Raw genomic sequence first — 14,796 nt, 5'->3', positions numbered from 1 at the left:
TGCCACGCGTGCCTCAGGACAACCCGAGATCGCGGTCGAGAAGGTCGAAGAGCTCCTGGTTGCTGGCCGTCCGCAGCCGGTCGGCCACGTCCTCGCCCGGTTCCGCCGGCTCGTCGGCGCCGAGCCGCTCCAGCAGCCGGTGCAGCCGCATGGTGATCCGCACCCGGCCGAGGTCGTCGCGCTCCCGCAGGGTGAGCGCCTCCTCCAGCCGGTCCAGTTCCTCCACGGTGGGCAGTTCCCGCTCCGAGGACTCGTCGACGAGCTGGGCGCGCAGGTGCTCGGCGAGGGCCTGCGGGGTGGGGTAGTCGAACACCACCGAGCTGGCCGGCGCGAGGCCGGTGAGCCGGGCCAGCCGGCCGCGCAGCTCCACCGCGGTCAGCGAGTCGAACCCGAGGTCCCGGAACGGCCGGTCGGCCTCCAGCGCGTACGGGCTGTCGTGGCCGATCACCTCGGCGGCGGCGGTGCGGATCAGGTCGACCAGCAGCCGGTTCTGTTCGGCGGCGGTCAGGTCGGCGAGGCGCTTGCGCAGTTCCGCGAGCGTCTCCGCGCCGCCGGTGTCGGCCGGGTCGGCGCCGGCGGGCGGGGCCGCCACCTCGGGCAGGTCGCCGATCAGCGGTCGGGGTCGGGCGGCGGCGAAGACCGGGGCGAAGCGCGTCCAGTCCACGTCGGCGACGGTGAGCACCGGGTCGTCGCCGGAGATCGCGGCGCGCAGCGCGGCCATCGCCGGTTCCCGGTCGAGCAGCGTGACGCCGCGCCGACTCATCGCGGTGGCGTGGTCGGCGTCGACCATGCCGCCGCCGGCCCACGGTCCCCAGTTGACCGACACCACGCGCGCCGGCCCGGCCGGGCGGGACTGCGCCCAGGCGTCCAGGAACGCGTTGGCGGCGGCGTACGCGCCGTGGTCGCCGACGCCCCACGCGGCGGCGATGGAGGAGAAGTAGACGACCAGTTCCAGCGCCGCCGGGTCGAGCAGTTCGTCGAGGTGGCGGGCGCCGGCGGTCTTGCCGGAGACCACGTCGGCCAGTTCGTCGGTGGTGACCGCGCGCACCGGGTTGAGGCGGCCGACGCCGGCGGCGTGCACCACCGCGCGGACCGTCTCGCCGTCGGCGCGCAGCCCGTCGACGAGCGCGGCGACGGCGGCGCGGTCGGCCAGGTCGCAGGCGAGCACCCGGGCCTGCGCGCCGAGGGCGGCCAGCTCGGCCACCGTCTCGGCGACGCCGGGCGCGTCCGGGCCGCGCCGGCTGACCAGGATCAGCGTGCGGGCGCCGTGCCGGGCGAGCCAGCCGGCGGCGTACCGGCCGATGGCGCCGGTGCCGCCGGTGATGAGCACGGTGTCCGGCGACGTCCAGGTCGGGGCGTCCGGCCGGGCCGGGCGGGGCGCGTGGACCAGTCGGCGCAGGTGCACGCCGGCCGGGCGGACCGCGAGCTGGTCCTCGCCGTCGGTGTTGGTCAGCGCCCGCAGCAGGTGCTCCCCGGTCCCGGCGTCGAGGTCGGCCGGCAGGTCGAGCAGGCCACCGGCGTGCGCCGGGTGTTCCAGCGCGGTGACCAGCCCGAGGCCCCAGGTGGTGGCCTGCTCCGGCCGGGCGAGCGGGTCACCGGTGCCGGTGCTGACGGCCTGCCGGGTGAGCAGCCACAGCGGCCCGGTCGGCGCGACGTCGGTGACGGCCTGGACCAGCGCGAGGTTGCCGGTGAGACCGGCCGGCACACCCGGGTACGCCGGGTGCGGGCGCTCGTCCAGCGCCAGCAGCGACACGATCCGGCCGGGCCCGTCCGGCAGGTCACCGGCCAGGTCGGCGCGGGTGACGGTGGCCGGGTCGACGGCGAGCGTGCGCACCGTGGCGCCGTACGCGCCGAGCAGCTCGGCGATCCGCTCCGCCGGGCTGTCCGTGGCGTCGGCGGGCACGACGAGCAGCCAGTCCCCGGTGGCGGGGCCGGCGGTGAGCTGCCGCCGCGGCCAGGTGATCCGGTAGCGCCAGCCGTCGGCGACCGCGTCGGCGCGACGCCGCTGGTGCCAGTCGGCGAGCGTGGGGAGCTGGTCGCGCAGCGGCCGGTCCGGGTCCACGCCGAAGCGGGCCGCCAGGGCGTCGCCGTCGCCGGCGGTGACGACCTGCCAGAACGCGTCGTCGGCGGGGTCGGCGGCGGCCGGGGCGGCGACGCCGACCAGCTCGCCGTCGGCGACCGGCCAGAAGCGCCGGTGGCGGAACGGGTAGGTGGGCAGCGCGACCGGGTCGGCGGCGGGCAGCAGCGCCGCCCAGTCCACCGGCGTGCCGTGGCAGTGCAGCCGGGCCAGCGCGCCGAGCAGCGTGGCGACCTCGTCCCGGCCGGGACGTTGCACGCCGGTGACCAGCGGCCCGCCGTCCGGCAGCAGGTCGGCGGCGAGCGCGGTGAGCACCGTGTCCGGGCCCACCTCCAGCAGCGTGCCGACGCCGAGGTCGCGCAGGTGGGTGACCGTGTCGCCGAAGCGCACCGCCTCCCGCACGTGCCGCACCCAGTAGTCGGGGGTGCGGATCAGGTCGGCGTCGACGACGCGACCGGTCAGGTTGGACACCAGCGGCACGACCGGCGCGGCGTAGTCCAGGCCGGCGGCGACGGTGGCGAACTCGGCCAGCATCGGCTCCATCAGCGGGCTGTGGAACGCGTGGCTGACGGTGAGCCGCTTGGTGCGTACGCCGAGGGTGGTGAAGTGGTCGGCGAGCGCGGACAGCGCCTCGTCGGCGCCGGCGACCACGACGGCGGCCGGTCCGTTCACGGCGGCGACGGCGGCCCGGTCGGCGTGCCCGGCGAGCGCGTCGGTCACCTCGGCCTCCCCGGCGGCGACGGCGAGCATCCCGCCGCCGGCCGGCAGCGCCTGCATGAGCCGGCCGCGCTGGCCGACGAGCGTGCAGGCGTCCGGCAGCGACAGCACGCCGGCGACGTGCGCGGCGGTGATCTCACCGACGGAGTGCCCGGCGACCAGGTCGGGGCGGACGCCCCAGTCGGCGAGCTGCCGGTGCAGCGCCACCTCGACGGCGAACAGCCCGGCCTGGGTGAACGCGGTCTGGTCGAGCAGCGCGGCCTCGGCGCTGCCGTCGGGCGCGAACAGCACGCTCTTCAGCGGGCGGGGCAGGTACGCGTCGAGGTGCTGGCAGACCTCGTCGAGCGTCTCGGCGAACGCGGGCAGCGCCTGGTACAGCTCGCGGCCCATGCCGGCGTGCTGGGCGCCCTGCCCGGAGAAGAGCATGGCGAGCGTGCCGGGGGTGGCCACGTCCCGCCGCACGGCGGGGTGGCTCTCCCCCGCCGCCAGCGCGCGCAGCGCGGCCGACCGGGTGTCCGGGTCGGCGGCCAGCAGCACCGCGCGGTGCCGCAGGTGGGAGCGGGCGGTGGCGAGTGTCCGCGCCACCGCGGCGGCCTCGTCGTCGAGGTCCGTCGCGGCCAGCCGGGCGGCCTGCGCGCGCAGGCTCTCGTCGTCGGCGGCGGAGAGCGGCCAGGGCAGCAGCGGCAGCGCCGGCCGGGGCGCGGCGTGGTCCGGCTCGGTCGGGGCGTCGTCGGCGGGCGGGGCCGCTTCCAGGACGACGTGGGCGTTGGTGCCGCTGACGCCGAACGCGGACACCGCCGCGCGGCGCGGCCGGTCCGTCTCCGGCCAGGGCCGGGCCTCGGTGAGCAGCGCCACGCCGCCGTCGGACCAGTCGACGTGCGGGGTGGGCTCGTCCACGTGCAGCGTGGGCGGGAGCTGGCCGTGCTGGAGCGCCAGCACCATCTTGATCACGCCGGAGACGCCGGCCGCGGCCTGGGTGTGACCGATGTTCGACTTGACGGAGCCGAGCAGCAGCGGACGGTCGGCGGGGCGGTCCTGCCCGTACGTGGCGAGCAGCGCCTGCGCCTCGATCGGGTCGCCGAGGCGGGTGCCGGTGCCGTGCCCGTCGACCGCGTCCACGTCGGCCGGGGTGAGCCCGGCGTTCGCCAGGGCCTGCCGGATGACCCGCTGCTGGGCGGGGCCGTTCGGGGCGGTCAGGCCGTTGCTCGCGCCGTCCTGGTTGACGGCGGAGCCACGCACCACGGCCAGCACCCGGCGGCCGTCGCGGCGGGCGTCGGAGAGTCGTTGCAGCAGCACCAGGCCGGCGCCCTCGCCCCAGCCGGTGCCGTCGGCCGAGCCGGCGAACGACTTGCACCGGCCGTCGGCGGCGAGGCCGCGTTGCCGGGCGAACTCCAGGAACGGCCCGGGGGTGGCCATCACGGTGACGCCGCCGGCCATCGCGAGGTCGCACTCGCCGGCGCGCAGCGCCTGCACCGCGAGGTGCAGCGCGACAAGCGACGACGAGCAGGCGGTGTCCACGGTGACGGCGGGGCCCTGCAACCCGAACGTGTAGGACAGCCGGCCGGAGACGACGGCGGCGGCGTTGCCGGTGGCCTGGTAGCCCTCGGTGTCGGCGCGGGCGGCCATCAGCAGCGTGGCGTAGTCCTGCCCGTTGGTGCCGACGAACACGCCGGTGCTGCTCTCCCGCATGTCGGCCGGGGCCAGGCCGGCGCGTTCGAACAGCTCCCAGCCGGTTTCCAGCAGCAGCCGCTGCTGCGGGTCCATCACCAGCGCCTCGCGGGGCGAGATGCCGAACAGGCCGGCGTCGAAGCCGCCGACGTCGGTGACGAAGCCGCCCTCCCGGGCGTACGAGGTGCCGGGCGTGTCCGGGTCGGGGTCGTAGATGGCGTCGAGGTCCCAGCCCCGGTCGGCGGGGAACGGGCCGATCGCGTCGCGTCCCTCGGCGACCAGCCGCCAGAACTCCTCGGGGCTGTCCACGCCGCCCGGGTAGCGGCAGCTCATCGCCACCACGGCGATCGGTTCGTCGAGTGCGGCGACGGCCCGGGTGGGCGTGGGCGCCGCGTCGGTGACGCCGAGGATCCGGTCGGCGAGCCAGCCGGCGAGCAGCGCCGGGGTGGGCCGGTCGAAGACCAGCGTGGCGGGCAGCTTCAGCCCGACCGCCTCGGCGATCCGGTTGCGCATCTCGACCGCGCTGAGCGAGTCGAAGCCGATGTCGCGGAACGGCCGGTCCGCGCCGACCGCCTCGGCGGAGGCGTGGCCGAGCACGGCGGCGGCGTTGCTCCGCACCAGTTCGAGCAGGGCGCGACGGCGGTCCGGTTCGGCCAGGCCGGCGAGCCGGCCGCGCAGCGGGGACGCCTCGGCCGGCTCGTCGTCGCCGCGGGTGGCGGCGAGCAGGCGGGCCACCTCGGGCAGGTCCTCGATCAGCGGGCGCGGGCGCGCGAGCGCGTACGTCTGGTGGAACCGGTCCCAGGCGATGTCCGCGACGGCGAGCGTGACCTCGTCGGTGGCGAGCGCCCGGGCGAGCACGGCGACGGCCAGGTCGGGGCGCATCGGCCGGACGCCGGAGCGGAACATCTGGTCGGCGGCGCCCTCGGTGTCCATCATGCCGCCGCCGTCCCAGGCGCCCCAGGCGACGGCCGTGGCGGGCCGGCCGCGTCGGCGGCGGTCCTCGGCGAGCGCGTCGAGGAACGCGTTGCCGGCGGCGTAGCCGCCCTGGAGGCCGCCGCCCCAGACGCCCGCGCCGGAGGAGAAGAGCACGAACGCGGCGACGTCGTCGCCGAACGTCCGGTCGAGGTTGACCGCGCCGGCCACCTTGGCGTGCAGGCCGTCGGCGAGCGCGGCCAGGTCGGTGCCGTCGAGCGGTCCGGCGTGGGCGACGCCGGCGGCGTGGAAGACCGCGTCGACGCGGACGTCCTGCCCGGCGAGCCGGTCGACGAGGTCGCGCAGCGAGTCGGGGTCGGCGACGTCGCAGGCGGCCACCGTGACGCGGGCGCCGAGCGCGGTCAGCTCCGCCTCCAGCTCGGCGGCGCCGGGGGTGGCCGGGCCCTGCCGGCCGGTGAGCACGAGATGGTCCGCGCCGTCGGTGGCCAGCCAACGGGCCACGTGCGCGCCGAGCGAGCCGAGGCCTCCGGTGACCAGGACCGTGCCGGCGGGCCGCCAGCCGGTGGTCCCGGGCGGGGTGTCGCCGCCGGCGCGGGCGAGCCGGCGGCCGAACAGCCCGGAGGGGCGGACCGCGAGCTGGTCCTCGTGTCCGACGCCGGCCAGCACGACGGCGAGCCGGCCCCGGGCGCGACGGTCCAGGACGGCCGGCAGGTCGACCAGGCCGCCCCAGCGGTCCGGGTGTTCCAGCGCGGTGACCCGGCCGAGGCCCCAGACCAGGGCCTGCGCGGGGTGGTCGAGCGGGTCGGCGCGGCCGGTGGTGACCGCGCCCCGGGTGGCGCACCACAGCGGCGCGGCACAGCCGACGTCGCCGAGCGCCTGCACGAGCGCGAGCGTGCCGGCGAGCCCGGCGGGCACGACCGGGCGGTCCGGGTGGCCGATCTCGTCCAGCGCGAGCAGGGACAGCACGCCGGTGAGCGCGTCGGTGTCGAGCCCGGCGAGCTGCCCGGCGAGGGCCGCCCGGTCCGGGTCGTCGACGGTGACCGGCACGACGCCGGCACCGGCCTCGCCGAGGGCGGCGACGACCTGACCGACGAGCGGGTCACCGGCGTACGCGGCGGGGGCGACGAGCAGCCAGGTGCCGGTGAGCCGGGCGGATGTCGCGGCGGTGAGCGGCGTCCAGCGCACCCGGTACCGCCAGGCGTCCACGGTGGACTCGTCGCGGCGGCGTTGCCGCCACTCGGTGAGCAGCGGCAGCGCCTCGCCGAGTGCCCGGGCGGCGCCGCCGTCGACGTCGAGGGTGGCGGCGAGCGCGTCCGCGTCGGCGCGTTCGACGGCGTCCCAGAACTGCCGGTCGGCCTGGTCCTCGACGGCCGCGACCGGGCCGGTGCGGACCGGCGACTCGGGCCAGTAGCGCTGCCGGTGGAACGCGTAGGTGGGCAGTGGCACGGGCGCGGCGGCGCTGACGCCGCAGACCGCGGCCCAGTCCACGCCGACGCCGTGGGTGTGCAGCTCGGCGAGCGCGGTGAGCACGCGCGGCCAGCCGCCGGCGTCGCGGCGCAGCGTGTTCACCACGGCGGCGTCGTGCTCGGCGTCGTCGATGGTCTCCTGCATGCCGAAGCTGAGCACCGGGTGCGGGCCGACCTCCAGGAACACCTGGTGGCCGTCGGCGAGCAGGGTCCGCACGGCCTGCTCGAAGTTCACCGTCTGGCGCAGGTTGCGGTACCAGTAGTCGGCGTCGAGCGTGGTGGTGTCGACGGGCTGGCCGGTGAGCGCGGAGTAGAACGGCACCTCGGCGGGGCGGGCGGTGATCCCGGCCAGGCTGGCCAGGAGCCGGTCGGCGACCGGCTCGACGTGCGGCGAGTGGGAGGCGTAGTCGACGTCGAGCGGGCGGACCCGCACGTCGTCGGCGGCGCAGGCGGCGACCAGCTCGGCGAGCGCGTCCGGGTCACCGGCGACCACCACCGAGCCGGGTCCGTTGACGACCGCCAGGCAGAGCCGGCCGGGCCAGCGGTCGAGCATCCGTTCGACCCGCTCGGCGGGCAGGCCGACGGAGGCCATGCCGCCCTTGCCGGCGATGTCGGCGAGCACCTGGCTGCGCAGCGCCACGATCCGGGCGGCGTCCTCGAGGGAGAGCGCGCCGGCCACGCAGGCGGCGGCGATCTCGCCCTGGGAGTGCCCGACCACGGCGCCGGGCCGGACGCCGAGGGAGCGCCAGAGCCGGGCCAGCGAGACCATGACGGCCCACAGCGCGGGCTGGACGACGCCGGAGGCGACAAGCGGCGGTGCGCCGTCGGCGCCGCGCAGCACGTCGGTCAGCGACCAGTCGACCCAGGGCGTGAGGACGGCCTCGCACTCGGCGATGGACGCGGCGAAGACGGGCGAGGTGTCCAGCAGGTCGACGGCCATGCCGGGCCAGTGGCCGCCGTGGCCGGAGAAGACGAAGACGGGCGCCGGGTTGCGTAGCGCGGTGCCGGTGACCACGGTGGGCACGGTTTCGCCGTCGGCCAGCGCGGTGAGGCCGCGGGTCAGTTCGTCGGCGTCCCGGCCGAGCACGACGGCGCGGTGCGGGAAGGTCGCCCGGCTGCTGGTCAGCGCGTGGGCCACCTCGGCGGGCGCGAACTCGGGGTACGCGGCGAGGTGGGCGCGCAGCCGGACCGCCTGGTCGGGCAGCGCGGCCCGGTCGGCGGCGGAGAGCGCGAACGGGATCACGCCGGCGTCGACGGCGGCGCCGGGCCGGAACTCGGCCGGGGCGGCGGTCGCGGGGGCGTGTTCCAGGATGACGTGGGCGTTGGTGCCGGAGATCCCGAACGACGACACCGCCGCGCGGCGGGGCCGGTCCCGGTCGGGCCACGGCGTCGGGGCGGTGGCCAGGGTGATCGCGCCGGCCGTCCAGTCGACGTGCGGGGACGGCTCGTCCACGTGCAGCGTCGGCGGGACGATGCCGTGCCGCATCGCGAGGACCATCTTGATGATCCCGGCGACCCCGGCCGCCGCCTGCGTGTGCCCGATGTTCGACTTCACCGAGCCGAGCAGCAACGGCTGGTCGCGGTCCTGCCCGTACGTGGCCAGCAGCGCCTGCGCCTCGATCGGGTCCCCCAGCGTGGTGCCGGTGCCGTGCGCCTCCACCGCGTCCACGTCGGCGGTGGTCAGCCGCGCGTTCGCCAGAGCCTGCCGGATGACGCGTTGTTGCGACGGCCCGTTCGGCGCGGTCAACCCGTTCGACGCGCCGTCCTGGTTGACCGCGCTGCCCCGCACGACGGCCAGGACGCGGCGGCCCTCGCGTTGCGCGTCGGCGAGCCGCTGCACCAGCAGCACGCCGGTGCCCTCGCCCCAGCCGGTGCCGTCGGCGGACGCGGCGAACGACTTGCAGCGGCCGTCCGGGGACAGGCCACGCTGGCGGGAGAACTCGATGAACGTGCCCGGCGTCGCCATCACCGTCACACCGCCGGCCAGGGCCAGGTCACACTCCCCGGACCGCAGCGCCTGCACCGCCAGGTGCAACGCGACGAGCGACGACGAACACGCGGTGTCGACGGTGACGGCGGGGCCTTCCAGGCCGAACGAGTAGGCGACGCGGCCGGAGAGCACGCTGGCCGAGGTGCCGGTGCCGATGTAGCCCTCGACCTCGGCGGGCAGCTCCATCAGGCGGGACGCGTAGTCGTGGTACATGACGCCGGCGAACACCCCGGTACGGGAGCCGCGCAGCCCGGCCGGGTCGAGGCCGGCGGACTCGAACGCCTCCCACGACGTCTCCAGCAGCAGCCGCTGCTGCGGGTCCATCGCCAGGGCCTCACGCGGGCTGATGCCGAAGAAGCCGGGGTCGAACTCGGGCGCGCCGTAGAGGAAGCCGCCGTGTCGGGTGTAGGAGGTGCCGCTGTGGTCCGGGTCGCTGTCGAACAGCGACTCCAGGTCCCAGCCCCGGTCGGCCGGGAACTCGGAGATGCCGTCGCCACCGGTGGCCAGCAACTCCCAGAGCTGCTCCGGGTTCTCCACCCCACCGGGATAGCGGCACGCCATGCCGACGATCGCCACCGGCTCGTCCAGGCCGGTGGTGGTGGCCGCCTCCGGGGCGCCGGTGGTGTCGGTGCGGGCGCCGGCCAGTTCGGCGTACACCTGGCCGGCCAGGATCTGCGGCGTCGGGTAGTCGAACACCAGCGTGGACGGCAGCCGCAGCCCGGTGGCCGCGTTGACCCGGTTCCGCAGGTCCACCGCGGTCAGCGAGTCGAAGCCCAGTTCCCGGAACGCCCGGTCGGTCGGCACCGCGTCCGCGCCGCCGTGCCCGAGCACCTGGGCCACCAGGCCACGGATCAGCGCGTCGATCTGGTCGCGGGCCTCCTGCGGGTCGAGGCCGGCGAGGCGGTCGGCCCAGTTGCCCCGGCCGGCCTGGCGGCGGGTGGTGACCGGGCCGAGCAGCGCCCGCAGCAGCGACGGCACCCGGCCGCCGACGATCTGGGCCCGCATCGCGGGTACGTCGATGACGGCCGGCACGAGGGTGGCCCGCCCGGCGGTGAGCGCGGTGTCGAACAGTTCCAGGCCGACCTCGGGGCTCATGGCGCCGAGGCCGGCGCGGGTGGAGCGGGCCCGGTCGACGTCGGACTGGGCGGCAGCCATGCCGTCGGTGTCCCACATGCCCCAGGCCAGGCTGACCGCCGGCAGTCCGTCCTGCCGGCGCTGCGTGGCGAGCGCGTCGAGCACACCGTTCGCGGCGGCGTACGCGGCCTGGCCGGGTGAGCCGAGCACCCCGGCGACGGACGAGAACAACACGAACAGGTCCAGGTCGAGATGCCGGGTGGCCTCGTGCAGCCACCACGCGGCCGTGGCCTTCGGCGCCAGCACGTTCGCCAACCGCTCCGCGCTGATCGACGACACCACCCCGTCATCCAGCACCCCCGCGGTGTGCACCACCCCGGCGAGCCGACCCTCCACACCCGCCACCAGACGCACGACCTGATCCCGATCGGTCACATCACACGCCACCACCGACACCGACGCACCCAGCCCGGTCAACCGCTCGACAAGCGCGTCCGCGCCCGGCGCGGCCGGACCCTGCCGCGACACCAGCACCAGCGACCGCACCCCGTGCCCGGTGACCAGGTGCGCCGCCACCAGGGCACCGAGCGAGCCGGTACCGCCGGTCACCAGCACCGTCCCGGCCCCGACACCCCGGCCACGGTCGGGGTCACCGGCCGTCGCGGCGCCGGCCACCGGGGCGGACGCCGTCTCCGTCGCCGGGAGCGCGGCCCGGACCAGGCGCGGCGTCAACACGACGTCGCCGCGTACCGCCACCTGCCCGCCCGTCGCCGGCAGGTCACCCAGCACACCGGCCAGCACCGACAACACCCCACCGTCGACATCCCGATCCAGATCGGCCAACACGATCCGCTCCGGATGCTCCGACTGCGCCGACCGCACCAACCCCCACACCGCCGCACCCGCCAGATCGGTCACCCGATCGTCGCCCGCCGCCACCACCGCGCCCCGGGTCGTCACCACCAACCGCGACTCGCCAAGCGACTCCGCCGCCAACCACGCCTGCACCACCGCCAACACATCCGACGCCACCACCCGCACCGCGTCAGGCACATCCACGTCGGACAACCCGACCACCGGCAACACCAGCGTGTGCGGCAACCCCTCCCCCGCCTCGACCACCGCCGACACGTCCGGATACGACGACAGCCCGTCGACGGACGCGCCGAGCACCGCCCAGCCGGCGAGGTCGTCGCCGGCCGGCACCGGCTCCGGCTGCCAGGACACCTCGAACAGGGAGCGGGCCGCCGCGCCGGGCGCGGTCAGGCCGGTCATCTCCCGCAGGACCAGGGAGTCCACCGACACGACCGGCGCACCGGCGTCGTCGGCGGCGACCAGGCGCACCGCAGCGCCGTCGCGGGAGAGCCGGACCCGCAGCGCGGTGGCGCCGACGGCGTGCACCTGCACGCCCTCGAACGCGAACGGCACCCGAGGGCCCCCGCCGTCGGCGGCGAGCAGCAGGCCGATCGGGTGCAGCGCGGCGTCCAGCAGCGCCGGGTGCACCGCGAAGCCGGTGCCGGTGACGTCCTCGGGGAGCGCGACCTCGGCGTACACCTCGCCGTCGCCGGTCCAGGCCCGGCGCAGGCCCCGGAACGCCGGCCCGTACGCCAGGCCGTGTTCGGCCAGGGTGTCGTACCAACCGGTCAGGTCGACCTCGGTGGCGGTGGTCGGCGGCCAGGCCGGCAGGCCGGGCTCGTCGGCAACGGCCGGTTCGAGCACGCCCTCGGCGTGCCGCACCCAGCCGGCGTCCGGGTCGTCCTCGGCCTGGGCGTGCACGGTCACCGCGCGGGCGCCCGCCTCGTCGGCCGGGCCGACCCGCACCTGCACCCGGACGCCACCGGCGGCGGGCAGCACCAGCGGCGCGGCGATGGCCAGCTCACGCAGCCGGGACACGCCGACCTCGTCGCCGGCCCGGACCACCAGCTCGACAAGCGCCGCGCCGGGCAGCACCACCACGTCGCCGACCTGGTGGTCGACCAGCCAGCTGTGGGTGCCGGCGGAGAGCCGGCCGGTGAGCAGCACCATGTCCTCGCCGGCCACGGAGACGGCGGCGCCGAGCAGCGGATGCCCGGCCGCGCCGAGACCGGCGCCGGAGACGTCGGCGAGCCGGCCGACCGGCTCCAGCCAGTACCGCTCGTGGTGGAACGCGTACGTGGGCAGGTCGACCGGGCGGGCGCCGGCGTCGGCGAGCAGGGCGTCCCAGTCGACGGTCAGGCCGGCGGTGTGCAGCCGGGCCAGCGCCTCCAGCACGGCGCGGGGTTCGGCGCGGTCCTTGCGTACCAGCGGCACCAGCACGGCCGCCGGGTCGGCGAGGGCGCCCTCGGCCATCGCGGTGAGCACCCCGCTGGGCCCGAGTTCGACGTACGTGCCGACGCCGGCCTCGGCGAGCCGGTCCACCGCGTCGGCGAAGCGCACCGCCTCGCGGACGTGCCGCACCCAGTAGTCGGCGGTGGTGATCTCGTCGGCTTCGGCGATGCGGCCGGTCAGGTTCGACACGATCGGCAGGCTCGGCGGGGCGTAGTCCAGGCCGGCGGCGACCGCGGCGAACTCGGCGAGCATCGGTTCCATCAGCGCGCTGTGGAACGCGTGGCTGACCCGCAGCCGGTGGGTGGGCGTACCCCGGTCGGCCCAGTGCGCGGCGAGCGCGTCGATCGCCTCGGCGTCGCCGGAGACCACCACCGCGGCGGGCCCGTTGACGGCGGCGATGCCGGCCCGTCCGGTCACGTCCGCCAGCGACGCGGTCACGTCCGTCTCGCCGGCGGCCACGGCGAGCATCGCGCCGCCGGCGGGCAGCGCCTGCATGAGCCGGCCGCGCGCGGCGACCAGCCGGGCGGCGTGGGCCAGCGACAGCACGCCGGCGACGTGCGCGGCGGCCAGCTCGCCGATCGAGTGGCCGACGAGGTAGTCCGGGGTCAGCCCGAACGAGCGGGCCAGCCGGTGCAGCGCCACCTCGACGGCGAACAGGCCGGCCTGGGTGAACTGGGTCTGGTCCAGCAGGTCACCGGCGTCGAACAGCACCGGCTTGAGCGGCTGCGGAAGCAGCGGGTCGAGGTGCGCGCAGACCTCGTCCAGCGCGGCGGCGAAGACGGGGAACGCGTCGTACAGGTCGCGGCCCATGCCGGCGCGTTGCGCGCCCTGCCCGGAGAAGAGGAACGCGACCCGGCCGCGCGGCGCGGCGGCGCCGGTGACCACGGTCGGCGTGGGTTCACCGTCGGCGAGCGCGCGCAACCCGGCGAGCAGCTCGTCGCGGTCGGCGGCGAGCACCACGGCCCGCGCGTCCAGGTTGGCGCGACGGCGGGCGGCGGCGGCCCAGTCGACCGGCCGGGCGTCGGCGGTCACGTGGTCGGCCCAGCGGCGGGCCTGCGCGGCGAGCGCCTCGGGGTCGCGGGCGGAGAGCAGCACCGGCGCCAGCGGCGGCGGCGTGCCGGGCGTGGGCTCGGGCTCGTCGACGGCCGGCGGCTGCTCGACGATGACGTGCGCGTTGGTGCCGCTGATGCCGAACGACGACACCGCCGCCCGGCGCGGCCGGTCCGACTCCGGCCAGGGCCGTGCCTCGGTGAGCAGGGTGACCGCGCCGGCCGACCAGTCGATGTGCGGGGACGGCTCGTCCACGTGCAGCGTGCGGGGCAGCACGCCGTGCCGCATCGCCTGGACCATCTTGATGATGCCGGCGGCGCCGGCCGCGGCCTGGGTGTGGCCCAGGTTCGACTTGACCGAGCCGAGCCAGAGCGGGTCGCGCCCGTCGCGGTCCTGCCCGTACGTGGCGAGCAGCGCCTGCGCCTCGATCGGGTCGCCGAGCGTGGTGCCGGTGCCGTGCGCCTCGACCACGTCCACGTCAGCCGGGGACAGCCGCGCGTTGGCGAGGGCCTGCCGGATGACGCGTTCCTGGCTGGGGCCGTTCGGGGTGGTCAGGCCGCTGCTGGCGCCGTCCTGGTTGACCGCGCTGCCCCGGATGATGCCGTGGATGCGGCGGCCGTCGCGTTGCGCGTCGGAGAGGCGTTGCAGCAGCAGCATGCCGACGCCCTCGGCCCAGCCGGTGCCGTCGGCGGCGGCGGCGAACGACTTGCACCGCCCGTCGGCGGCCAGACCGCGCTGGCGGGAGAACTCGGCGAACACGCCGGGGGTGGAGAGCACGGTGACGCCACCGGCGAGGGCCAGGTCGCAGTCGCGCTGGCGCAGCGCCTGCACGGCGAGGTGCACCGCGACCAGCGACGACGAGCACGCGGTGTCGATGGTGACGGCCGGGCCCTCCAGCCCGAACGTGTACGCGACCCGCCCGGACACCACGCTGCCGGAGTTGCCGGTGCCGAGGTAGCCCTCCACGCCCTCCGGCAGGTCCAGCACCCGGGACGCGTAGTCGTGGTACATCACGCCGGCGAACACGCCGGTCCGGCTGCCGCGCAGCCGGTGCGCGTCCAGCCCGGCGGACTCGAACGCCTCCCAGGTGCTCTCCAGCAGCAGCCGCTGCTGCGGGTCCATGGCGAGCGCCTCGCGCGGCGAGATGCCGAAGAACGCCGGGTCGAACTCGGTGGCCTCGTAGAGGAAGCCACCCTTGTCGGTGTACGACGTGCCCGGGTTGTCCGGGTCGACGGAGAAGAGCCGCTCCAGGTCCCAGCCCCGGTCGGTCGGGAAGTCGCCCACCCCGTCGCGGCCGTCGGCGACGAGCTGCCACAGCTCGTCCGGGCCGTGCACGCCGCCCGGGTAGCGGCAGGCCATGCCCACGATGGCCATCGGCTCGCGGTCCTTGGCCTCCACCTCGCGGACGCGCCGCCGCGCCTCGCGCAGGTCGGTGGTGGCGCGGCGGAGGTAGTCGAGGAACTCTGCCTCAGTGGGCATCGGGGCGCTCCGTATCGGGATCAGAGGTCCGGGGC

1 protein-coding gene is annotated in these 14,796 nt (G+C 76.8%); it reads right to left on the bottom strand.

Annotation, left to right across the window (positions count from 1 at the left end; translation table 11 throughout):
- Positions 1-13: 13 nt before the first annotated feature.
- Entirely contained in the window at positions 14-14,776 is a 14,763-nt protein-coding gene (locus OG767_RS16110) for a type I polyketide synthase (RefSeq protein ID WP_405094230.1), read from the bottom strand.
- Positions 14,777-14,796 lie beyond the last annotated feature (20 nt).

Source organism: Micromonospora sp. NBC_01392 (assembly GCF_045040125.1).
Lineage (GTDB): Bacteria > Actinomycetota > Actinomycetes > Mycobacteriales > Micromonosporaceae > Micromonospora.
This window is presented reverse-complemented; position numbering and strand designations above follow the sequence as displayed.